Genomic DNA, 23,441 nt, shown 5'->3' with positions numbered 1-23,441 from the left:
CCAAGCACAACAACGCCAAGAGGTAAGCCCATGCATCATTCTTATTCACAATTACGTTCCTTTTTTTCTCCTACCGGCTGTGCCAAAGTAATGCTGTTGGCAACACTTTTGGCAGCGTTAGCGCTGTTCTCATCGAGCCCTGCCCAAGCCAATGATGCTGAAGGTTTTCCTGCTTATGTGGAAACTTTAAAAGCGGAAGCATTGGCTCATGGTATTTCTGCAGAAACCATTGAAAGAGCCTTTGAAGATGTTAGTTTTTACGAGCGCGCGGTAACTGCAGATCGGAATCAGCCAGAGTTCACCATTACCCTAGATACTTATTTACCGCGCGCAGTGCCTGATTGGAAGGTGCGCCAAGGTATTGAGAAATATAATGAACATCGAGAGCTTTTAGAGCGTATTGGTGCGGAATATGGCGTGCAGCCACGATTTATTGTGGCGTTGTGGGGCATTGAAACCAACTACGGTGGCTATACTGGCAACTTCCGAGTTATTTCATCGTTATCCACCATGGCTTTTGAAGGCCGCCGGGAAGAGTTTTTTAAACGCCAACTTATGCAAGCGCTGGAAATTATTGATGCTGGGCATATTGAACCGGAGCAAATGCGTGGCTCTTGGGCTGGCGCCATGGGGCAAACACAGTTTATGCCCAGCTCATTCCTAGCCTATGCAGTAGATGGCGATGGCGATGGCAAGATTGATATTTGGAACAGCTATGCGGATGTGTTTTCATCGGCTGCCAACTACTTGGCTAATGTAGGCTGGGATGATACTAAAACTTGGGGGCGGCAAGTGCAGCTCCCGAATGGTTTTGATGTTGAGTTGGCCGGCTTGAGCAGTAAGAAGCGCCTTTCTGAGTGGCAAGATTTAGGTGTGCGCCGCTATGATGGCAGTGATCTACCAACCCGCGATATCCCTGCATCGGTAATCATTCCTGATGGTATTGATGGCCGAGCGTTTTTGGCTTATCACAACTGGGATGTGCTGATGCGTTGGAATCGTTCAAACTATTTTGTAGTTGTGGTGGGCCATTTGGCTGATCGCATTCAAATGGGCGGCTAAATGGCAATTAACCCCTATACATTCAAGCGCCACGGTGTGGGTTTGCCGGACGTTACCATGCCCGTAGATCGGGCTTTGTATTCGGTAAATGGTGGGCCGATGCCAACGCCTGCTGGCAAGATTGTGTGTGTAGGGCGAAATTACGTTGAGCATGCGAAAGAGCTCGGCAATGAAGTGCCGGCAGCACCTTTGTTATTTATGAAGCCTGCTTCTGCGATTCAGCCCGTACACGGCGAGCGTTTGCGTATTCCTACTCAGCAAGGCAGCTGCCACCACGAATTAGAGCTGGTAGTGTTGGTTGGCAGCTTAATGCAAAACCTGCGGCCAGAGCAAACGCTGAAAGGCGTAGCGGGTTATGCATTAGGGTTAGATCTAACCTTACGCGATGTACAAGATGAATTAAAAGCCAAAGGGCAGCCTTGGGAGCGAGCGAAAGGGTTCGATGGAAGTGCCGCAATTGGGCCTTTTGTGGCGGCAAGTGTGTTTGGTAGCGTAGCGAAAGCAAGCTTTGAATTACAGCGAAATGGCGAAATTCAGCAACAAGGCAAGGTAGCGGACATGGTGTTTTCAGTGCCCCAGTTACTTGCAGAAATATCCAGTGTTTTTACCCTAGAGCCCGGCGATTTAGTATTTACCGGCACGCCGGCCGGGGTGGGGCCACTGCATGTGGGCGATCAGTTAAAAACAAAGCTGGTTACCGGCAATGGCCAAGAGTTTAGCTGGCAATCACAGGTGGTGGGGCGCTAATGGCATTTTGGCAAGAAAAAACCTTGGCTGAAATGTCGGAAAGTGAGTGGGAAGCGCTTTGCGATGGTTGCGGCAAGTGTTGTTTGCATAAGTTATTGGAAGATCGCGATGATGTGGCAGATGATGCACCTATGGAGCTGGGTGAGGATTTGCACTACACCAACGTAGCCTGCCAGTTGTTGGATACCAAAGCCGGTGGTTGCAGCAATTATGCGAATCGCCATCAGTTTGTACCGGATTGTGTTCAGCTTTCGTTAGCAGCGTTACCCACGATACACTTTATGCCGCCTAGCTGTGCTTACCGGCGCTTGCACGAGGGCAGAGGGCTTCCAAGTTGGCATCCTTTGCTTCACGGAGGTTCCCGCGCGGCCATGGCAGCAGCGGGAATGGCAGTAACCGGTTATGCAACGCAAAAAGATACAGAATGCGCCCCTGAAGATGGTTTGATTGTTAGCTGGCCACTTTATGATGAAACCAGCTAACTTTAGTTTTATGCAGGGTTAGATTTGCTTAGATTTCGAGCAGGTTTAGATCTTGCACAGATTTAGTTCTTGCGCAGGTTTAGATTCGCCAGGTTTAGATCTTGCGAAGATAAAGTATTCTCACGGCCAATACAGCGATGGCCACTGCTAAGAGAACGGCAAATATGATTTGCATCCATTCGGGCATGTTCAAACCGAACAAACGCCAGCCATCATCGCCGCAAATTCCTGTTACCGCAAACACACTTGGAAACCATTCATGCAAAGGCGCCCAACTCGGAAAGTTAGGGAAAGCGGCGCAGCTATTGAATAGTGGGTTCGCTTCTCGTTGTAGCCAGAGATGATGATTCGCGGCAGCAAGGCCTGCCCATGCGCTGCTAATCCAACCTGCATAAGCGATTACTCGAGCAAAGGCATTTGTGGGTGCAAAGAACCCAAGCCAAGCGAACAACGCTACGGCAATCATGGCCGAGCGTTGATAAATGCATTGCACACACGGGTTGAGCCCCTGCACATGCTGCATAAAAAGTGCGGCAATCACTAAACCAGAGCTTATGAGTGCAAGCAGCAGCCATGGCCAACGTTGCTGTGGCCACGCGGCAATTCGATGCAGCGGCGTGATACCTGCTGAAAAACCAGAAGAGAGTTTGTTGTTTGGTTTATTCATGGTGGTTCCAAAGCTCACTTAGCTTAATTTGAGTTAAGTTAGATTAATCTTAATTTCGGAATTTATACATTAAAACAGTATGCTAACTTAAGCGCGAAGGAAAAAGAATGCCTAATGCGCTGATTCTGCCGTAGGATAAGGATCTAAAACTTGTCCGACCATTACCGGCAAGTTACAATCAAACGCTGTTCTCATAAAAATTAAACGATTTAGCAAAGAAAGGCACTTATGTTTATTAAAGCAAAAAGCCCCGCGGGGTTTGCAGAAGAATTTATTGTGAAATCTATTTGGAAGGGTGATTTTGCTCCTGGTTCTATTTTGCCGGCAGAACGTGAGTTGTCTGAATTAATTGGTGTTACGCGCACTACCTTGCGGGAGGTGCTACAGCGCCTAGCGCGCGATGGCTGGCTCACGATTCAACATGGTAAACCCACAAAAGTGAATAACTTTTGGGAAACTTCGGGCTTAAACATTCTCGAAACCTTGGCGCGCCTAGATGAAGATGGCATGCCGGATCTGGTTGATCAGCTGCTCTCTGCGCGCACCAATATTAGTGCCATTTATATTCGCCAAGCGATTCGCCAAAATAAAGAGCGTGCCGCAGAAGTGCTGCGTTCGGCACAAAATGTAGAAGATACGCCCAAAGCCTTTGCAGATTTTGATTATCAACTTAATCATGAACTAGCCTTTGCTTCCGGTAACCCTATTTATGTACTTGTGTTGAATGGTTTTAAGGGGCTGTATGCTCGCATTGGCCAATTTTATTTTGCGGAGCCGGTGGGCCGTGAGTTGGCCCGTAAATACTATGCTGAGATGCTCACTTTGGTAGAAGCAGGTGATCACACTGGGGCAATGAATTTGGTGCGCCAATACGGTTATGATTCAGCGGCTATTTGGAAAAATTTACGGGATTCAATTCCGGAAAACTTGGTTGATTAAAGCAGCCTGTGCGCTGAAGCGGAAGAATGTTTAACACACTGCACATTCTGAGTAGCTAACTAGATGAGCAATTAATCAGGTAAGCAATTAACCAGGTAAGTAATTAACTAGATAAGCAACTAACTAGCAAATAAAGAGAGGCATGATGTTAAAAACAAAAAGAACACTCGCTCTAATGCTGCCTTTGGTGGCGCTCTTTTCAACAGCAAGCGTTGCAGAAACTGTTAAAACACCGCTGCAATACGATGATGTTTTTCTGCTGGAGTATGCCAGTGCGCCAGCACCGCGGCCAAGCTCGGAAGAAATTGTATTTGTACGCACCTGGATGGACCGGCAAAGCGATCGTCGCCGTAGCCGGTTATGGACCATTCACGCGGATGGCTCGCAACTACAACCCTTAACCGCTAATGATCAAAATGCGCAACAGCCGGCATGGTCGCCCATGGGTGATCGTTTAGCCTATGTGGCTGATGGCCAAATTCACATGCTCTGGGCCAGTTCTGGGCGCAGTGGGCAAATATCTAATTTGCAGTTTGGGCCCTCATCGTTGAGCTGGTCGCCAGATGGCCAGTGGTTAGCCTTTAGTATGTTTACCCCAGAAAAACGCCCAGCTCCGGTAAGCTTGCCGGGTAAACCCGAGGGTGCTGAGTGGGCGCAAGCGCCTATTTATCTTGATAGTCGGCAATATCGCGTTGATGGCGCAGGCTATTTACCTGCGGGTTATCGGCATATTTATATAATGCCAGCTGAAGGCGGCACCCCGATTCAGCTTACCTCGGGTGATTACAATCATGGTGGCACGATTAGTTGGGCGAGTGATGGTAGTGCGCTGTATTTCTCTGCCAACCGCCGGGCTGATGAGCACGAACAACCGTTGAATAGCGAAGTGTATGAATTGACGATCGAAAGCCGCGAAATAACCGCACTTACCGACCGCTACGGCCCAGATAGTAACCCACAGATTTCACCCAATGGTGATTGGATAGCCTATACCGGGTTTGATGATCGTAAACTCGCTCAGCAAAACCAAAAGCTGTATATCATGCGCACCGATGGTAGCGCTGTACGTCGGTTAACCGGAAATCTCGATCAACACATTAGCAGTTTTGAATGGGCGCCAAATAGCCAAGGCTTGTTCGTGGCTTTTGATGCTCAAGGTAAAGGTACGTTAGCGTATCAGCCGTTAGAGGGCGATTTGAACATACTCACCGATGATATGGGTGGGGTTGCGTATAGCCGGCCCTATACCGGTGGCCAGTTTGCTGTTCTGAGCAACAACCGTTTGGTGTATACCCAAGCGAGCACTGAGCACCCTGCTGAGCTTGCTGTGCTGCGAGCGAATGATAGCCCGAACACGATTACGCAGCTAAATCGTGATCTCGTTGCCAAGCGCGAGATTGGCAAAGTAGAGGAAATTTGGTACGCCTCTTCCGTTGATGAGCGTGACATTCACGGCTGGATAATGTATCCGCCGGGTTTTGATGCGAATAAGCAATATCCCTTAATTCTCGAAATTCATGGTGGCCCGCATGCGGCCTACGGCCCTTATTTCGCCATGGAACTACAGTTGATGGCCGCGCAAGGTTACGTGGTGCTCTACACCAACCCGCGTGGCTCAACAAGCTACGGTGAGGATTTTGCAAACCTGATTCATCACAATTATCCAAGTCATGATTATAACGATTTGATGGATGGTGTGGATGCTCTGATCGCCAAAGGGTTTATCAATGAAGATGAATTGTTTATCACTGGTGGCAGCGGTGGTGGTGTGTTAACAACGTGGTCTATTGGCCAAACCGATAGGTTCCGTGCCGCGGCGGCGGTAAACCCAGTCATCAATTGGTATAGCTTCGTGCTCAATGCGGATATGTACACGTATTTCAGCCAATACTGGTTCCCTGATTTGCCTTGGGAAAACCCAGAGCATTATCTGAAGCATTCGCCTATATCTTATGTGGGCAATGTTTCTACGCCAACACTATTGTTTACTGGTGAGGCGGATCACCGCACGCCTATTTCAGAGACAGAGCAGTATTACCAAGCCCTGCAATTGCGTGGTATTGATACCGCCATGGTGCGAGTGCCGGGCGCTTCCCATGCATTACACACGCGGCCGAGTAACCATATGGCAAAACCAGCCTACGTTATTTATTGGTTTGAGAAGTATCGCGAGAAAAGTGAATAAGCGTTAACTAAAAACAAAAACGGCACCCTGAGGTGCCGTTTTTCGTTTCTGGTTCTTTGTTTCTGGTTCTTTGTTTCTGGTTCTTTGTTTCTGGTGCTTCGCTCAGGTTATGCCGGCGAGCGCCGGCAAATGCTAAGCTGGGCCAACCAATTAACCGAAGTTTTTGCTGGCAAATTCCCAGTTCACTAAAGACCAGAAAGCATCCATATACTTCGGACGTGCATTCCGGTAATCAATGTAATAAGCATGTTCCCAAAGATCCACGGTTAATAGTGGCACGTGGTTTTCATTGGTTACTGGGGTTTCAGCGTTGCTCGTATTCACGATATCCACACCGCCATCTTTAGTTTTCACAAGCCATGTCCAGCTTGAGCCGAAGTTGTTTACGGCGCTGGTGGTGAAGGCTTCTTTAAACTTCTCAAATGAACCCCATTTGTTGTTAATGGCTTCAGCTAGAGCGCCTGTTGGCTCACCGCCACCATTTGGGCTTAAGCAATGCCAATAGAAAGTGTGGTTCCAGATTTGCGCGGCATTATTGAATACACCGCCGCTTGAAGTTTTTACGATATCTTCAAGAGATTTACCGGCAAACTCAGAGCCTTCAACCAAACCGTTGAGCTTATCAACATAAGTTTGATGATGCTTGCCATAGTGATACTCAAGCGTTTCGGCAGAAATATGTGGTTCGAGCGCATTTTTTTCGTAAGGAAGTGCTGGTAATTCGAAAGCCATATTATGCTTCTCCATTCATTAACTAAATGCTAGCACCCATTACCCATTTCAAAGATAACTAAAATAAAAAAGTGGGCAAAAGGAACCGTGATCCTAAATTCGTTTCTTATTATAGCGGCTGTACGCCGAAACAAACAATGCGGCCGTTAAATATCCCTGAGGGTAACTAGTTAGCGGCTAACACATTTTCTATAACAATAGGGTATACATGGAGGCAAGGGTTTTGGATTTCAAGGGCTAAAATCATTCTTATTCATAATCACCGGTGGTTCATCCGCAGGCCTTGCTTGTGTTACAATACGGCTCTAACCGCAGCGATAAGCATTCGGTTACGCCTAACGTGGTGAAACCGACAATTGCAAGTGGCCAACCCTGTAGTATCGGCCTAATTTTATTTTAAGGAGTTGTTATGCAAGATATGCAGCCAGAGCAAACCCAAGATACTGAAGCCCGCATTCGCGAGCAAATCGCTGAAAATCCAGTGTTATTGTATATGAAGGGTTCGCCAAAACTTCCTAGTTGTGGTTTCTCCGCACAAGCTTCCCAAGCCCTTATGGCCTGCGGTAAACCTTTTGCTTATGTGGATATTCTGCAAAACCCTGACATCCGCGCTGAATTACCCCGGATAGCGGATTGGCCAACCTTTCCCCAATTGTGGGTGAACGGTGAGCTAATCGGTGGATGCGATATCATTTTGGAAATGTTCCAGCAGGGCGAGTTGCAACCATTGGTCGTTGCGGCGGCGCCAGAAATCGATGAAAGCGCTAGCGAATAAGATTCCACCTACGCTCACCGATTCAATTTGGTATTAGCTTTTCTGTTACTGGGTACCTTCTGTTGTTAGGTACCCTCTATTCCTAAGGTATGTTGCTAATCAGCTTGCTGCTCGGCCGTTGCCTCATCTTGCGTGAGCGGCCAACCACCTAACTGCTGATAGCGGTTTACCATCCAACAAAACAGCTCTGCCGTGCGTTCGGTATCATATACAGCGCTGTGTGCTTCTTTGCTATCAAATGCAATACCGGCGGCACGGCACGCCTTCACTAACACGGTTTGCCCAACAGTAAGTGCAGCCAACGCCGCCGTATCGAAGGTAACAAATGGGTGAAACGGGTTGCGCTTCAAGTTAGCCCGCTCGGCAGCTGCCATCACGAAACCATGATCAAACGTGGCATTATGGCCAACGAGCACACAACGTTGGCATTCCGCCGCTTTTTGCGCTTTGCGTATGGCTTTAAATATATCGCGTAAGGCTTCGCCCTCATCAATGGCACCACGCAACTCACTGAACGGCTCAATGCCATTAAAATCAATTGCGGCTTGCTCGATATTGGCACCTGCAAAGGGCTTAATATGCGCATGATGTGTTGCGATGGGCACCAATTGGCCGTTATCATCAAAATCAACGATAACGGCGGCGATTTCCAGTAGCGCGTCGGTTTTTGCGTTAAAGCCAGCGGTTTCCACATCAATCACAACGGGTAAATAGCCACGAAAACGGTCTTTTAATGCTACAGGCTTGGTGCCGTTACTCGTGCTCTCGGCCGGTGAATCACTCATGAATATCCTTGTATTTGTTTATATTTAAAATCTCAGCGCGTGCTTGGATAATCCAACGCCCAATTTATTAAAAGCTCAGTACCCACGCGTAACGAGTTTTCGTCGGCGTAAAAGTAGGGAGAATGATTACTTGGCGCTGTGGCCGGATCTTGGCCCGGTGGCGTAATGCCCAGAAACACAAACATACTCGGTACTTCTAAAGCATAAAATGAAAAATCTTCAGCGCCGGTTACTAAATCGGCTTCATACATGTTTTCCCTACCAACAATTCGTTCGGTGGTAGGCAGCATTTGTGTTACCAAATCAGGATTATTTACCGTAACCGGGTAGCCCTCATCAATAGTTACTTCAGCGCGAGCGCCACTGGCTGCGGCTGTCATCTCGGCAGCGTTGGTGAGTTTGGCAAAAATATCGCTGCGAATAGCCATATCAAAATTGCGAATAGTACCCTCTAAGTAAACTTCATCGGGAATAATATTGTTGCGCACACCGCCTTCAACAATACCAAAACTTACAACAGCAGGCGCCTTTGTGATATTTACCTGCCGGCTAACAATGGTTTGTACATTGTTTATAATTTGGCTAGCCACTACTATCGGGTCGATTCCGCCCCAAGGGCGTGAGCCGTGAGTTTGTTCACCCAGAACCCGAATCTCGAAGCGATCGGAGGAGGCCATTAGCGGGCCTTGGCGATAGCCAATGTGGCCCGTTGTAGCAGCCGACCAAACATGAATACCGAATACGGCATCGGGTTTTGCGATATCGAACAACCCTTCTTTGAGCATGAGTTCCGCACCGCCTTCCTCACCCTCGGGCGCGCCTTCCTCGGCAGGTTGGAAGATAAACATGATATCGCCAGCGATTTGCTCTTGCATGCCGGCCAAGTGCTCAGCGGCACCCATTAACATTGCCACATGTAAATCATGGCCGCAGGCATGCATCACCGATACTTCTCGGCCGCGATATTCGCCCGTTGCGGTTGATGCGAACGGCACATCGGTAAGCTCTTGTACCGGCAGAGCATCCATATCTGCACGTAAGGCTACGGTGGGCCCCGGTTGTGCGCCACGAAGAATAGCCACCACACCGGTATGGGCGATATCGGTAGTGACTTCTAGGCCAAGTGATCTAAGGTGATCTGCCACCACACCCGAGGTACGAAACTCGCGATTACTTAATTCTGGGTGCTGATGCAGATCACGGCGCCATTCAATAACACGTTGCTCCAAGGCATCGCTGATACTGGCGTGTTGCGCCGATGATGTTGCGTTCGCGCCGGAGCTCATTGCTTGGGCAGAGCTTTGCGCAGAACCTTGAGCAGAGCCTTGAGCAGAATTTTGCGCATAGCTGTTTTGAATAGTAGTGGTTGCGGCAAAAGTACTCGCCAGCGTGATTAAAGCAATCATAGTGAGCTTCATTGTGGTCACTCCAAATGTGTGGGCATAAGCTCAGTATTACAGCGCGCCGTTCCCAGTGCAAGATACATGAGTGCAACATGCATGAGAGCAACATACATGAACAAAATATGCGTGAGCGCGGCACATTGATATGTACGGGTATTAAAGCCGAACCATAACAACGGCCAAAGATGCCAATAGCAGCGAGGCCAGAACGTTAAAAATAGGCGTTATAGTTCGATTTTATCTTTAAATTCGCACAAATCTTCAATAATGCAGGAGCCGCAGCGTGGTTTGCGCGCCACACAGGTATAGCGGCCGTGGAGAATGAGCCAATGATGCACATCCACTTTAAATTCTGCAGGAACGACCTTGAGCAATTTTTGTTCTACCGCATCAACAGTTTTTCCTTTCGCTAACTTAGTTCGGTTGCTCACCCGAAAAATATGGGTATCAACAGCAATGGTGGGCCAACCAAAGGCGGTATTCAGCACTACGTTTGCGGTTTTCCGGCCAACACCGGGTAAAGCCTCTAGTGCGGCGCGATCTTCGGGCACTTCACCATTGTGTTGTTCAACAAGGATACGGCAGGTTTTAATAGTGTTTTCCGCTTTGGTGTTGAACAAGCCGATAGTTTTTATATAGTTTTTTACGCCAGCCACACCGAGTGCGAGCATATCAGCAGGATTATTGGCAACCGCAAATAGGGGGCCAGTGGCTTTATTTACACCCACATCGGTAGCTTGCGCTGAGAGCAATACTGCAATGAGTAGCTCAAAGGGGTTACTAAAATTCAATTCCGTTGTTGGATTCGGATTGTTATCCCGCAAGCGTTTTAATATTTCAATACGTTTTTGTTGGTTCATGCGCTGCTCTTCTTTTTATGAAACATGGGTTACGCGAGCGCGTTGCGCCTTCTCCACTGGCGCTTTCGCCAGCTTTTCCCGTTTTTTCTCATCAAGCCAGTTTTTTCCAGCAATTAAAAAGCCTAGGCCGATAAAAGCGCCCGGCGGCAATATGGCGAGGAGTAGGGGGTAATCAAACTCAATAAGCTGAATTCTTAGCGAGCTTGCCCATTCTCCGAGCAACAGCTCAGCGCCATCAAATAAGGTGCCTTGGCCGATGAGTTCACGGATGGCGCCTAGCGCCACTAAAACGGCAGCAAAACCAAGGCCCATCATGAGGCCATCAAAGCCCGCTTTGTACCAATTGTTCTTTGAGGCGTAAGCTTCGGCGCGGCCGATGATGGCACAATTGGTTACAATCAAGGGAATGAAAATACCTAACGCCATATACAAGCCGTAGGTAAAGGCATTCATGGTCAGTTCTACTAGGGTTACAAAAGTGGCGATAACAATAACAAACACCGGAATACGAATTTCATTGGGCACAAAGTTGCGCACAAGAGATACCGTAATGTTTGAGCCCACCAGCACTAATAGGGTGGCAATCCCTAAACCAAGCGCGTTGGTTACGGTGCCGGAAACAGCCAACAGTGGGCAGAGCCCCAGTAATTGCACTAGTGCCGGGTTGTTTTCCCAAAGGCCATCTTTGCTTAAAGTGCGATACTCACTGTTCATTCGCCCAGCTCCGTTATATTCGGTTCTAACTCATTCATGGCGGCTGCAGCGGTTTGCGTGCTCTCGGTATAACAGTTACTTGCGGCTGCAAAGAGCTCAGCACTGTTTTCTTGGCCATACCAAACCGCTTTGCGTACCGCGTTCACCAACGCCCGTGGGGTGATTGTGGCGCCCGTGAATTGATCGAACATGCCATTATCTCGGCGTACTGCCCATCGTGAATCGTTTTCGCTGCGCACTCGTTCGCCATCAAAGGATAAAATCCAATCACTTTTCTTGAGTTCAATTTTATCGCCTAGGCCGGGGGTTTCTTTGTGTTGCAGCACCCGCACACCTTGTACTAATCCATTATCATTAATCGCTACGAGAAAATGAATGTTACCGCTATAACCATCGGTAGCTGTGGCTTGTATTGCTAAGGCGTTGCCTTCACCCGCTAGGCGCGAACGATACACCGGTTGCAAAGGCGCACCAAGCGCATCAGGTGCTGCAATTAGAGTGCAATCAGCATACAAATCATTGTCATGCTGTGCGGCTGGAATCAGTGTGTTTAGGGTGCGTAATAATTCGCCACGTTGTTGTTCGGCAATGCGATCGGCGGTGAGGTATTGTGTGGCTACTACGAGCGATGTAGCAGCAATAGCAAAAGCGCCCAGAATCAACCCGTTTTTTTGCATATTCTTTAACATTAACCTTGTTCCTTGCGATGGCCATAAGTAACAGGGCGGGTATATTGATCGATAACCGGCACACATAAATTAGCCAGCAGCACAGCAAAAGCAACCGCATCAGGGTAGCCGCCGTAGCTGCGGATAACATAAATCAAAACGCCAATGAGGCCGGCGTAGATCAGCTTACCTTTGCTAGAGGTTGCCGCGGAAACTGGATCGGTAGCAATAAAAAAGGCCGCGAACATAGTAGCGCCGCTGAATAAATGGATACTTAGGCCGGGTAGATAATCAGGCGCTAAAATGCTGCCGAGCAGAGCGCAAAACGCTAAGGATGCAATTAAGGCTACTGGAATATGCCATTGAATTATTCGTTGCTGCAGTAGCAATAAACCACCGAGTAAATAACCTAAATTCACCCACTGCCAGCCCATGCCTGCGAGGCCGGTAAACTGCGGATGCTGCATGGCCTCACTGAGCGTAGCGCCTTGGCTCAGTTGTGTTTTTAGATGATCAAGCGGGGTGGCCATCACCACTGCATCGAGCATAGCGCCCGTATCTACGCGCCGCATTTGCTCTAAGCTAAACCCTTCGCTAGTGAACTGAAACAAGAATAAATACAGCGAATCGATAAAGCTCGGGGCTTGGGTGGCCAACCCGGTAGGGGGCATCCAGGCTGTCATTTGTACCGGGAAGGAGATGAGCAACACAACATACCCAGCCATGGCGGGATTAAAAATATTGTGGCCAACGCCACCGAATAAGTGTTTTACCACCACGATAGAGAACAGGGTACCGATAACAATAATCCACCAAGGTGCAAGTGGTGGAATGCTCACGGCCAGCAAAGCTGCGGTTACGATGGCTGTATTATCTTGCAAGCCGGTACTTGGGGCTCTATCTCGAGCCAGTAAGCATAACGATTCAGCCGCTAATGCCACCGCGATTGCCAGCAACAGTTGCAAGATAACGCCCCAGCCAAAGAAATATAGCTGTGCTAAAAAGCCCGGAAGCATGGCGATTAACACCCATTGCATCAGTTTCGCAGTGGTGCGCCGCTGATGGTGATGGGGTGATGATGCAATATAGAAACTCATCCGTTATCGCTACCTTTAGTGTTGGTTGTGCTGGCATTGTTTTCCGCTTGCGCTAAGCGTTCGCGCTCGGCTTTTTTTGCTTTTGCCCGTGCCACGGCTGCAGCAACCGCATCTTTTTTATCATGATCAGGCGCGTTCTTGGCAGCAATTGGCTTCTCAGCTTCATTGTTGTTTTCCGCTTGCGCTAAACGATCGCGCTCGGCTTTCTTCGCTTTCGCGCGCGCTACCGCAGCAGCAACGGCATCTTTTTGATCGGTTTTTTGGTCAACTTTGTGCTCAGGTGTTGTTTGGCTCGCTGAGCCTGCGGGGCCTTGTGGGCTCTCCGTGTTTGCTGCCGGCGCAGTTTGTTGCGCTTTTTTGGCCTTAACCCGCGCCAAAGCTGCCTTTACTGGATCTTGCTCGGTTGCAGTGGCTTCACTTTGCCGAGCTGCCTGCGCTGCCTTCCTAGCTTCAGCGGCTTTGCGGTGCTTTTCTAAGCGCTCTTCTTTCTCACGTTCGAGCCGAGCTTGCCGCGCTTCGAAACGTTGCCGAGCAATTTCCGATTTTTGTTGCTCAATCGTTTGTTCGCGAATTTCCGCTTTCGCTTGCCGATAATATTGTACCAGTGGAATTTGGCTTGGGCATACATAGGCGCAAGCGCCACATTCAATACAATCGGCTAAATGATGCTGTTTCAAACCTGCATAATCTTGAGCTTTTGCTAACCATTGCAATTGCTGTGGTAAGAGCGATGCGGGGCAGGCGATTTCACAGGCGCCGCAGCGTATACAGGCCATTTCTGCTTGTGGCGGCGTAAGCTCTTTATGCGTAGGTGCCAACACACAGTTGGTTGTTTTAATCACTGGAATTTGCAGGTTCGTAACGGTGAAACCCATCATTGGGCCACCCATGATCACTCGCTGTTTTTTACCGGGTTTAAAACCTGATTGCGCCAACAGATAATCAATTGGGGTGCCTAATAAAGCCCAAGCTGTGCCGGGATTTTTTACTGCTTCACCGGTAATGGTAACAACTCGCTCAAGCAGCGGCTCACCATGATTCACGGCACGTTCAACCGCATAGGCAGTTGCCACATTTTGCATGAGAATACCAATATCGGCCGGTAAGCCGCGCACCGGCACCTGTTTGCCGGTGAGTACTTGGATAAGCTGTTTTTCGCCACCTGATGGGTATCGTGTAGGTACAATTTTTAAAATCGGTTGTCTGTTGGTTCTTGCCGCAGAACCGGCTGGGTCAGCACCATCAGCAGAAAAATCAGCAGTTACGGAAAACTGCTCGATAGCTTCCCGAAATGCTGCCGCAGCTTCTGGCTTGTTATCCTCTATAGCAATCACCAGTTGCTTGGCAAAGGTGAGCTTTTGTAAAATATGGCTACCGGCCAATATTTCTTTGGCATGCTCACGCATTAAGCGATCATCAGAGGCGATGTAGGGCTCACATTCAACACCGTTGATAATTAAAACATCAATATTTTTCGCACCGGCAACTTTTCGCGCGGTTGGGAAACCGGCGCCCCCGAGGCCCGCTATTCCCATAGCCTGAAGATGCTGTAAAACCTCACGTTGGCTTAAGGCATCCATGTTGTTAAGCGGCTGGCGCGGATACCACGCTTCTTTGCCATCAGGTTCAAGGCATACGGTTAGCCCAGTTAATCCTGATGGATGGTTCAGAGGGTGCTCGTGAATCGCTGTAATGGTGCCCGACGTTGTTGCATGAACCGGCAGGCCATTATTAACCCCCGGAATAGTGAGCGGTTGCCCCTTTAAAACATAATCACCTACTGCAACACAGAGTTCGCCATCCTCGCCGATATGTTGATGCAGCGGGATAAAGAGCATGGGTGGCAAAGGAAAGCGCTGAATATTGTTTAAATTAGCCGGCGCTTTGCGTTCCGGCGGATGAATACCGCCCGGAAAACGCCATAGCTTACTTGTTGCGGAAATTTCTACGGCCATCAACTTACCTTACTTGCGCTGGGCGCCGATGTTGCGGTGTTTTGACCGGCATCAACAACCGCCACTGGAATTTGGTCAAGCTGCCACTTCCAACGCTCTGGCTTAGTGGCAACGGGCACCATATCAATGCAATCAACAGGGCAAGGCTCTACACACAAATCGCAACCTGTGCATTCATCCGCGATAACCGTATGCATTTGCTTGGCGGCACCTAAGATGGCATCTACAGGGCACGCTTGAATACATTTTGTGCAGCCAATGCACTCATCTTCACGGATCACTGCTACAGTTTTCTGCGCTTCTTCGCCATGGGCTTCATCTAGTGGTTTTGCCTCACGGCCGAGTAAATCGGCCAGTTGATCTATCGTAGCTTGGCCGCCCGGTGGGCATTTATTAAGTTCATCACCATTCGCTATTGCTTCCGCATAGGGCCGGCAACCTGGGTAACCACATTGCCCACATTGGGTTTGTGGCAGCAAACCATCAATTTGTTCCACGATAGGATCACTTTCAACGCGAAAGCGAATCGCGGCAAAGCCCAAAATTAACCCCGCCGCCAGAGCAATAGCGGAAAGTGCGATAATACCAACTAACCAACTCATGAACTACTCACCAATCCGGCAAAGCCCATAAATGCCAACGACATCAAACCCGCTAAGATCATGCCGATAGCAGCACCGCGAAAAGGCTTGGGTACATCAGCGGCGGCTACGCGCTCGCGCAGAGCGGCAAAGAGCACCAACACTAGAGAAAAACCAAGAGCTGCGCCAAAACCGTATACGATAGATTGGACAAAATTATGCTGTTCATTAACGTTCAGTAACGCCACGCCGAGTACCGCACAATTTGTGGTAATGAGCGGTAAGAAAATGCCAAGTAAGCGATACAGCGTGGGGCTGGTTTTATGCACAACCATTTCGGTGAATTGCACAACCACAGCAATCACTAGGATAAAACTTAGGGTGCGCAACGACATCAAGTTGAAAGGTTGTAAAATATATTGATTAACCAAGTAGCTACTTACTGAAGCTAAGGTAAGTACAAAGGTGGTGGCAAGCGACATACCAATGGCGGTTTCAAGTTTATTAGAAACACCCATAAACGGGCACAGCCCAAGGAACTGAACCAGCACAAAGTTATTAACTAAAACGGTAGCTACCAGAAGTAAGAGTATTTCTGTCATCTACAACCTTTTGCAATGCCTGCCCATGAAAAACCTGCACGCGAACATTCCGTGCGGGCAAAGAAATTGATCGCGTGCAAACATGCACTCGTGAAATTTATTACATGCGCCTATTATCCGGGTTTACGGCCCGGGAAACAACTTACAGAATGTAGGTTTTTCCGGGTAATTCTGTTGAATCCGGTAATTTCCTATACTGCCGTGTAGGCAGCCGTACCTCTTTGCAGTAAGATATGGGGTTCAGTTTGCAGCCGGGAGGCCGAGAAGAGTGGTGAGGGCTCTCGTTTGATATCATTATTTAAACGCTTGCGCGCATTTGATGAAATGACGTTTCATTGGTTATTTCATACTACGCGCTCATTGCGAAAAAGTAGGCTCGCGTTCTGGCTTTCACGCAGTGGTGATGGCCCGTATTATGCGCTGTTCGCTCTTTTAGCGGGCGTGGCGGCGTTTGAAGGCAGTATCTTGTTCATTCAGCGTGCGCTACTGGCTTTTGCATTAGAGATCCCGCTGTTTATCGCGCTGAAAAACCTGCTCCGCCGAGATCGCCCGATTTTGCGGCGCAAAGAAAAAGTGGTTTTGAAACCCGCCGATCGGTTTTCGTTTCCTTCCGGCCATTCCACGGCTGCCTTTCTATTTGCTGCCTTAGTTGTGGCAAGCTTTCCGGTATGGGCACCTCTGTTCTACGGCTGGGCTGCTGCCGTGGCCATTTCACGGGTTGCGCTTGGTGTGCATTACCCTAGTGATGTGGTTGCCGGAGCTATTCTCGGCACCTCTATCGCCGCCTTCATTGTTACTTTGCTACCAACACCTTTCACGCTTTGAAATGATGGGTTCTCGGATTTCTTCGGGATTCTTTAGCATTGCTGATGTTTAAGTATTGGCAAAAGAGAAGAAATTAGCTTGAGAGTTTGGCTGGCGCTCAATGGCTCCCCAGGTTGGATTCGAACCAACGACACATGGATTAACAGTCCACCGCTCTAACCAACTGAGCTACTGGGGAATTGATATTGAAGGGTGTTAAGCAAGTGGCTCCCCAGGTTGGATTCGAACCAACGACACATGGATTAACAGTCCACCGCTCTAACCAACTGAGCTACTGGGGAATCGCTTAACGGGGCGAGATGTTAAATGCATGGGCCTACGCTGTCAATATGGAAGCTGAACAATTTTCAAATTTCCGAGCCATTTGCGTATATTTTGAACGTGTTGTGTTGATTTTCGCCTATGTTACGCAAAAACTAAAATATGTGTGGTGATTTCTCCAATTTTGTGGTTACGGCCACTAACAATTTATCCACAATTGAGTTGATCGCTTACAGTACGTGCTCCGTAGGATCTTATCCACTATTTCTGTGGATAAAGCTGTGGTTAACTCTGTGGGCGAGCCTATTTCACGGGGGTTATAGCGGATTTATGTGATAGGTTAAAAACTGGCATGATTTTTATAATCCATATTTTTCAATGAGTTATAAAACTATCACAAAAAAGGTTGGATTTTGCACAGGCTTGGTGCGTTATTCCAACAATATTCGCAAAAGCTTGTGTATTACTTTAATTTTTTTGCTTTAAGAATGCTTTATTTTTCGCATAGTTAACGCGGAGTAATCACCAACATGCGGGATTTTTATACTATTTGGCAAATATGACAGCTTGACTTAATTTGCACTTTCAAGTTCGTATTTATGCTTGTTTAAGTGATTTTTTGAACATCAAAACAAATACTTTTACGGTTTTTATGGAAACAAAAGAAAAGGCGTTAGCAATTCATATTGCTAACGCCTTTTCGTTGAGATTTTAATTTAGCAGGTGAGGCCCCTAGGCATAATCCGCAGCGAACTTTGCAATGCGCTTCACGGCTTCTGCTAACACTTCGCGGCTAGCGGCAAAGGATAAGCGGAAATGCCCCGGAGATCCGAATGCTGACCCCGGCACCAGTGCCACGTTAGCTTCACTCAATAACCTTTCACAAAGCTCAACGTCGGTTTCTACGCCAACTTTTGCCATTAAACCCTCGATATTGGGAAAGGTATAGAAAGTACCATCACCTGAAATCACCTTTAAGCCTGGAATCTTGCTCAAATCCGCCACTAACGTATCGTGGCGAGCACGAAATTCAGTAACCATTTCAGCAATGAAGCTTTGATCACCGGTTAATGCAGCAAGGGCAGCATGTTGCGAGATCGAAGCAGGGTTGGAGGTACTTTGCGATTGTACTTTTTTCATCGCAGCAATGATGGCTTTAGGGCCAGCGGCATAACCAATCCGCCATCCTGTCATTGCGTATGCTTTCGAAACTCCAGAAAGAATCACAGTACGCTCGATTAAATCGGGCGCTACCATAGCGATATTCACAAAAGATGCCTCGGTCCACAAAATATGCTCGTACATATCGTCCGTGGCAATCAACACCTGCGGGTGTTGGCGCAGAACTTCTGCTAACGCCTTGAGTTCTTCTGCTGTATAGGCCATACCCGTTGGATTCGATGGGCTGTTCAAAAATAGTAGTTTAGTGTTTTCGGTGATGGCGGCTGACAATTGCTCGGCAGTAATTTTATAGGCTTGTTCAATACCGGCTTCAATAACAATGGGTTTAGCGCCTACTAATAACGTCATATCCGGATAGGAAACCCAATAAGGCGCTGGAATAATTACTTCATCGCCCTCATCTAGCCAGGCTGTGAGTAGATTAAAAATACTGTGTTTGCCACCGGCAGAAACCAAAATCTGGTTGGGTTCATACTGTAGCTTATTATCACGCGCAAACTTATCGCAAACGGCCTGTTTCAGCTCAGGGATGCCATCAACGGCAGTGTAACGCGTATGGCCCGCATCAATGGCTGCTTTTGCCGCATCGCAGATAAATTTTGGGGTAGTAAAATCGGGCTCACCAACACCTAAACCAATTACATCGGCACCGGCAGCTTTTAGTTCAGCCGCTTTTTGGCTAACAGCCAAGGTTGGAGATGGTTTAATAGCATTGACGCGCTTGGAAAGTTTGTAATCCACAAGGCACCTGTTAACGTAGTTTGAAGAGAAATTAAGATGTGAGCACTGGCTGCTAACTATATGTGGAGTGAGGTTAAATGTCCAGTGGTAGCGCTGCCGCCAACATGGTGTTTAGAACCTAATTCGGGTATAGTGTCAGGCTTTCCACAAGGCTTCCCCGTAGCTTTAGCAAGATGCACTCGCCGGTGTTTAAGTGAGCGCATTATGGCGGTTTTTTATGCCTTTGTTTCGCCTTTAGCCCAGTAGTTCGAGGAGATGGTATGCGCTCGGCGGCATCCACGCAAAAATCACAACAAATGCTTAATGGCCCCATTACGCCTACTTTATGGTCAATGACTTGGCCGATGATCGCTGGGGTGGCCACGCTCATTAGCTTCAACTTAGTTGATACCTTTTTCATTAGCCTTTTAGGCACGGAAGCCCTTGCAGCCATTGGTTTTACCTTTCCGGTAACCTTTACAGTGATTAGCTTAACCATTGGCTTAGGAATTGGTACGTCAGCGGTAATTGCCCGCAAGCTTGGAGCTAATGAAGATGAAGAGGCTCGTAATAGTGGCAGTAGCGCATTATGGCTCTCGGCTCTCTTAGTTGGTATTTTAGCGTTTTTGGGTTTTGTTTTTTCCCGGCCAATATTCGCCATGCTCGGCGCCACTCCTGAAATCATGCCGTTAATCGACGAGTATATGAATATCTGGTTTTTGGGCGCTATTTTTCTTGTGTTACCCATGGTGGGGAACAGCATATTGCGCGCCTCTGGCGATACCAAAACCCCTTCACTGATCATGGCTACAGGTGGTTTAGTAAACGCCATTTTAGATCCCATCTTGATTTTCGGCTGGGGCCCGGTGCCGGCAATGGGTATGGAGGGCGCGGCATACGCCAGTGTGGGCTCGTGGTTGATAGGTTTCGTTGCGATTATTTATTTACTAGTGTGGCGTAAACGCTTGATTGAGCCGTTACCGCCCGGTTTTGTTGATTTTTGGCGAGCATCGAAGCAGCTGCTTCGTATCGGCCTTCCAGCGGCTAGTGCAAATATGTTAACGCCGATTGCGATGGGAGTGCTCACCGCCATAGTGGCCACCCATGGTGCGCCTGCGGTAGCCGCATTTGGTGCGGGAGCGCGGTTAGAATCTATCGCTTCTGTAGTGATTTTGGCGCTTTCGATGTCGCTGCCACCCTTCATCAGCCAAAACTTTGGAGCCGGTAAGATCCAACGGGTTCAAGCCGCGTATAAAACCGCACTAAAACTCATTCTACTTTTGCAAGCTGGGGTATATCTCCTCATGCTGGCACTGTTGCCGGTTATTCAAATGGCCTTTGCACGAGATGCGGAAGTAGCGCGTGTGCTGGCATTGTTTGTTTGGATCATGCCGCTAGGGTATGGCGTGCAGGGTTGGATAATTCTTACGAATTCATCGTTAAACGCGCTGCACTTGCCGATTCAAGCTTTATTATTGAGTTTGCTGCGTTTATTTGTGATGTTTGTGCCCTTATCGTGGTTGGGCAATATGATAGCTGATTTACCGGGCATGTTCGTTGGCGGCGTGCTGGCGAATGTGATCACGGCGTTTTTGGCCTACCGCTGGTTTATGCGGGAAACAAACGGGCAAGCAGGGCGCATAACGGCAGCTAACGCGGTAGCAACAGCTACTGCGAATGAACCGAAAGGAGAACAGCATGGCGCGTGATTTTAAGCTGGTATCAGAATATCAGCCAGCAGGTGATCAACCCAAAGCGATTGCTAAACTGATTGAGAATCTCGATGCTGGCCTTGCGCAGCAAACGCTGCTCGGCGTAACCGGTTCGGGTAAAACCTTTACCATGGCTAATGTGATTGCGAGCACGAATCGGCCCACCCTTATTCTTGCCCATAATAAAACCCTTGCAGCACAGCTCTACGGTGAAATGAAAGAGTTCTTCCCGAATAATGCGGTGGAATATTTCGTATCCTACTACGATTATTATCAGCCTGAAGCCTATGTACCAACCACTGATACCTTTATCGAGAAAGATGCATCAATAAACGAGCATATCGAGCAAATGCGCTTATCTGCTACGAAAGCGCTGATGGAACGCCGTGATGTTGTGTTGATTGCTTCCGTTTCTGCGATTTATGGTTTGGGCGATCCGCAATCCTATCGGAAAATGATGTTGCATATTCGCCGTGGCGATATTATCGATCCGCGCGATATTATTCGTAACCTAGCCACTATTCAATACAAGCGTAACGACGAGGCCTTTACCCGGGGTACCTACCGTGTACGCGGTGAAGTGATTGATATCTTCCCGGCTGAATCCGATGATACCGCCGTGCGTATCGAAATCTTTGATGATGAGATAGAGCGAATAAGCCTGTTTGAACCCTTAACTGGCCAAGTACTGCAAGCCGATCTAGCGCGCTTTACCGTGTATCCGAAAACCCACTACGTGACGCCACGGGATAAAATCGTTGAAGCTATCGATCGGATAAAAGAAGAACTGAAAGATCGCCGTGAGCAATTTATTGGTGAAAATAAGCTGATTGAAGAACAGCGGATTCGCGAACGCACTCAATTTGATATTGAAATGATGTTGGAGCTTGGCTATTGCTCGGGCATTGAAAACTATTCCCGCTATCTTTCTGGACGAGCCCCTGGCGAGCCGCCACCAACTTTGATGGATTATTTGCCCGACGATGCACTACTCATCATCGATGAATCACACGTAACGGTTTCGCAAGTAGGCGCCATGTATAAAGGCGATCGCTCGCGGAAAGAAAATCTTGTTGGCTATGGATTTCGGCTGCCTTCAGCGCTAGATAATCGGCCATTAAAGTTTGCTGAATTTGAAGCTATCTCACCACAAACTATTTATGTTTCCGCCACGCCCGGTAATTATGAAGTAGAGAAGTGCGGTGGCGAGGTGGTAGAGCAGGTGGTGCGGCCAACGGGGCTGATTGACCCGGAAATCGAAATACGGCCAGTGGCTACCCAGGTTGATGATGTGATGTCGGAAATTCGGCTTCGCGCCGCGAATGGTGAGCGTGTTTTAGTTACTACACTTACCAAACGTATGTCGGAAGATTTAGCCGATTATCTCGATGAACATGGTATTCGCGTACGTTATTTGCATTCCGATATTGATACGGTAGAGCGCATGGAAATTATTCGCGATCTACGTTTAGGTGAGTTTGATGCGCTAATTGGTATTAACTTATTGCGAGAGGGTTTGGATATTCCGGAAGTATCCCTAGTTGCAATACTTGATGCAGATAAAGAAGGCTTTTTGCGCGCCGAACGCTCATTGATTCAAACAATTGGCCGCGCAGCGCGGAACGTGAATGGTAAAGCCATTCTATATGCGGATCGCATTACGGGCTCGATGCAACGCGCCATGGATGAAACGGAGCGGCGCCGAACAAAACAGGTTGCGCACAATCTTGAACATGGCATTACGCCACAAGGTTTGAACAAACGGGTTACCGATGTAATGGATCTTGGTGGTAATGCGGCCAAACGTAAGCGTGATAAAGAACGAGTAGCCGCTGCAGGAGCGGGCATTCGAATTCCAGAGTACCGTGATCCGAAAGAGTTAATGCAAGAGATTAGCGTGCGTGAGAAAACTATGTATCAAGCGGCAAAAGATTTAGAGTTTGAAAAGGCTGCGAAAATAAGGGATGAATTAAAGCAACTGAGGGAGCAACTGAAAACGCACGGCTAATTTCTCGGCGAAATGGTGCAAAAATCGGCAGTTAGGATAAAAGCAGGTAAATTGCGGTTGACAGCTTTCGCCGCATCCCTATAATAGCGGCCTGCAACTCAGCGAAATGTGGATGGTTAGCTCAGCTGGGAGAGCACCGCCCTTACAAGGCGGGGGTCACTGGTTCGAGCCCAGTACCATCCACCAAATTCGCCAAAAGTTGCTATTTAATTTAAAATCTAACAAATAATGATTTTAGTTAATTCCCAGGATGGTTAGCTCAGCTGGGAGAGCACCGCCCTTACAAGGCGGGGGTCACTGGTTCGAGCCCAGTACCATCCACCAAATTTTTAGGTTGTGCCAAGTTTAGTTTTTGGCGTAATTAGTACAAGCAAGTTTCCCGGATGGTTAGCTCAGCTGGGAGAGCACCGCCCTTACAAGGCGGGGGTCACTGGTTCGAGCCCAGTACCATCCACCAAATTAAAAACGCCCTTTAAGTA

General features: G+C 48.3%; 21 protein-coding genes and 5 tRNA genes. 12 read left to right on the top strand and 14 right to left on the bottom strand.

From position 1 onward, the window contains the following. Positions 1-30: 30 nt before the first annotated feature. Genes CWE08_RS10025 through CWE08_RS10015 form a run of 3 tightly spaced genes read left to right on the top strand, consistent with a single transcriptional unit; the run spans position 31 to position 2,291 of the window. Positions 31-1,062 (top strand): lytic murein transglycosylase, encoded by a 1,032-nt coding sequence (locus tag CWE08_RS10025; RefSeq protein WP_241973884.1) that lies wholly within the window; start codon positions 31-33, stop codon positions 1,060-1,062. Next, the gene (locus CWE08_RS10020) at positions 1,063-1,809 is read left to right on the top strand and encodes a fumarylacetoacetate hydrolase family protein (protein ID WP_126767929.1); all 747 of its coding nucleotides are present in this window, start codon (positions 1,063-1,065) and stop codon (positions 1,807-1,809) included. Beyond that, positions 1,809-2,291: a YcgN family cysteine cluster protein gene (locus CWE08_RS10015; RefSeq protein WP_126767927.1), complete on the top strand. Its 483-nt coding sequence runs from the start codon at positions 1,809-1,811 to the stop codon at positions 2,289-2,291. Before CWE08_RS10020 ends, CWE08_RS10015 begins: the two co-directional genes overlap by 1 nt. 94 nt (positions 2,292-2,385) lie before the next feature. Here the strand turns inward: CWE08_RS10015 and CWE08_RS10010 are convergent, their stop codons facing one another. Then, positions 2,386-2,958, bottom strand: a complete 573-nt coding sequence (locus CWE08_RS10010) for a disulfide bond formation protein B (RefSeq protein ID WP_126767926.1) — start codon at positions 2,956-2,958, stop codon at positions 2,386-2,388. Positions 2,959-3,186: 228 nt separating this feature from the next. Between CWE08_RS10010 and fadR the strand changes: the two genes are divergently transcribed. Next, positions 3,187-3,897: a fatty acid metabolism transcriptional regulator FadR gene (gene fadR, locus CWE08_RS10005; protein WP_126767924.1), complete on the top strand. Its 711-nt coding sequence runs from the start codon at positions 3,187-3,189 to the stop codon at positions 3,895-3,897. 145 nt (positions 3,898-4,042) lie between these two features. Continuing rightward, positions 4,043-6,082 carry a S9 family peptidase gene (locus tag CWE08_RS10000; protein WP_126768006.1) on the top strand — a complete coding sequence of 680 codons (2,040 nt, stop codon included), beginning with the start codon at positions 4,043-4,045 and terminating at the stop codon, positions 6,080-6,082. Positions 6,083-6,232: 150 nt separating this feature from the next. Here the strand turns inward: CWE08_RS10000 and CWE08_RS09995 are convergent, their stop codons facing one another. After that, a complete protein-coding gene (locus tag CWE08_RS09995) occupies positions 6,233-6,814 on the bottom strand; it encodes a superoxide dismutase (RefSeq protein WP_126767923.1) in 582 nt (193 codons plus the stop codon). 409 nt (positions 6,815-7,223) lie between these two features. Here CWE08_RS09995 and grxD point away from each other — a divergent pair, with 409 nt between their 5' ends. Next, the gene (gene grxD / locus CWE08_RS09990; RefSeq protein WP_275540785.1) at positions 7,224-7,589 is read left to right on the top strand and encodes a Grx4 family monothiol glutaredoxin; all 366 of its coding nucleotides are present in this window, start codon (positions 7,224-7,226) and stop codon (positions 7,587-7,589) included. 95 nt (positions 7,590-7,684) lie between these two features. Here grxD and rnt read toward each other — a convergent pair whose 3' ends face one another. The 9 genes from rnt to rsxA form a co-directional block, all read right to left on the bottom strand. Beyond that, positions 7,685-8,374 (bottom strand): ribonuclease T, encoded by a 690-nt coding sequence (gene rnt, locus CWE08_RS09985; protein WP_126767921.1) that lies wholly within the window; start codon positions 8,372-8,374, stop codon positions 7,685-7,687. Positions 8,375-8,406: 32 nt separating this feature from the next. Then, positions 8,407-9,660 (bottom strand): amidohydrolase, encoded by a 1,254-nt coding sequence (locus CWE08_RS09980; RefSeq protein ID WP_241973886.1) that lies wholly within the window; start codon positions 9,658-9,660, stop codon positions 8,407-8,409. A gap of 341 nt (positions 9,661-10,001) precedes the next feature. Next, a complete protein-coding gene (gene nth, locus CWE08_RS09975) occupies positions 10,002-10,637 on the bottom strand; it encodes an endonuclease III (RefSeq protein ID WP_126767919.1) in 636 nt (211 codons plus the stop codon). Between the two features lie 15 nt (positions 10,638-10,652). Then, a complete protein-coding gene (locus tag CWE08_RS09970) occupies positions 10,653-11,351 on the bottom strand; it encodes an electron transport complex subunit E (RefSeq protein WP_126767918.1) in 699 nt (232 codons plus the stop codon). Next, positions 11,348-12,040: an electron transport complex subunit RsxG gene (gene rsxG / locus CWE08_RS09965; RefSeq protein ID WP_241973883.1), complete on the bottom strand. Its 693-nt coding sequence runs from the start codon at positions 12,038-12,040 to the stop codon at positions 11,348-11,350. Before rsxG ends, CWE08_RS09970 begins: the two co-directional genes overlap by 4 nt. Continuing rightward, entirely contained in the window at positions 12,040-13,116 is a 1,077-nt protein-coding gene (rsxD, locus tag CWE08_RS09960) for an electron transport complex subunit RsxD (protein ID WP_126767916.1), read from the bottom strand. The genes rsxG and rsxD overlap by 1 nt, the downstream gene beginning before the upstream one ends. Next, positions 13,113-15,071: an electron transport complex subunit RsxC gene (rsxC, locus tag CWE08_RS09955; protein WP_126767914.1), complete on the bottom strand. Its 1,959-nt coding sequence runs from the start codon at positions 15,069-15,071 to the stop codon at positions 13,113-13,115. The genes rsxD and rsxC overlap by 4 nt, the downstream gene beginning before the upstream one ends. Then, on the bottom strand, positions 15,071-15,673 hold the full coding sequence (gene rsxB, locus CWE08_RS09950) for an electron transport complex subunit RsxB (RefSeq protein WP_126767913.1): 603 nt from the start codon (positions 15,671-15,673) through the stop codon (positions 15,071-15,073). The genes rsxC and rsxB overlap by 1 nt, the downstream gene beginning before the upstream one ends. After that, complete coding sequence (gene rsxA / locus CWE08_RS09945) at positions 15,670-16,254, bottom strand: electron transport complex subunit RsxA (protein ID WP_126767911.1); 585 nt, start codon at positions 16,252-16,254, stop codon at positions 15,670-15,672. Before rsxA ends, rsxB begins: the two co-directional genes overlap by 4 nt. Positions 16,255-16,539: 285 nt before the next feature. Between rsxA and CWE08_RS09940 the strand changes: the two genes are divergently transcribed. Further along, the gene (locus CWE08_RS09940; RefSeq protein ID WP_126767910.1) at positions 16,540-17,079 is read left to right on the top strand and encodes a phosphatase PAP2 family protein; all 540 of its coding nucleotides are present in this window, start codon (positions 16,540-16,542) and stop codon (positions 17,077-17,079) included. A gap of 101 nt (positions 17,080-17,180) precedes the next feature. On the opposite strand, the gene CWE08_RS09935 is transcribed toward CWE08_RS09940, so the two are convergent. The 3 genes from CWE08_RS09935 to CWE08_RS09925 form a co-directional block, all read right to left on the bottom strand. After that, a tRNA-Asn gene (locus tag CWE08_RS09935) sits at positions 17,181-17,257 on the bottom strand. 26 nt (positions 17,258-17,283) lie between these two features. Beyond that, positions 17,284-17,360, bottom strand: a tRNA-Asn gene (locus CWE08_RS09930). 712 nt (positions 17,361-18,072) lie between these two features. Beyond that, positions 18,073-19,263 (bottom strand): pyridoxal phosphate-dependent aminotransferase, encoded by a 1,191-nt coding sequence (locus tag CWE08_RS09925; RefSeq protein WP_126767908.1) that lies wholly within the window; start codon positions 19,261-19,263, stop codon positions 18,073-18,075. A 260-nt stretch (positions 19,264-19,523) separates the two neighbouring features. On the opposite strand from CWE08_RS09925, the gene CWE08_RS09920 reads away from it, so the two are divergent. From CWE08_RS09920 to CWE08_RS09900, 5 genes are all read left to right on the top strand, one after another. Beyond that, on the top strand, positions 19,524-20,951 hold the full coding sequence (locus CWE08_RS09920; RefSeq protein WP_126767906.1) for an MATE family efflux transporter: 1,428 nt from the start codon (positions 19,524-19,526) through the stop codon (positions 20,949-20,951). After that, positions 20,941-22,962, top strand: coding sequence for an excinuclease ABC subunit UvrB (uvrB, locus tag CWE08_RS09915; protein WP_126767905.1), 2,022 nt, complete (start codon positions 20,941-20,943; stop codon positions 22,960-22,962). Before CWE08_RS09920 ends, uvrB begins: the two co-directional genes overlap by 11 nt. A gap of 110 nt (positions 22,963-23,072) precedes the next feature. Next, positions 23,073-23,148 (top strand) — tRNA-Val (locus tag CWE08_RS09910). A 62-nt stretch (positions 23,149-23,210) separates the two neighbouring features. Next, positions 23,211-23,286 (top strand) — tRNA-Val (locus CWE08_RS09905). A gap of 57 nt (positions 23,287-23,343) precedes the next feature. Continuing rightward, positions 23,344-23,419: transfer RNA gene (locus CWE08_RS09900), tRNA-Val, on the top strand. Positions 23,420-23,441: the final 22 nt, after the last annotated feature.

It is taken from the genome of Aliidiomarina iranensis, assembly GCF_003987135.1.
In the GTDB taxonomy this organism is placed as follows: domain Bacteria; phylum Pseudomonadota; class Gammaproteobacteria; order Enterobacterales; family Alteromonadaceae; genus Aliidiomarina; species Aliidiomarina iranensis.
Note: the sequence above shows the minus strand (reverse complement) of the source record. Positions and strands in the feature narration are given on the sequence as shown.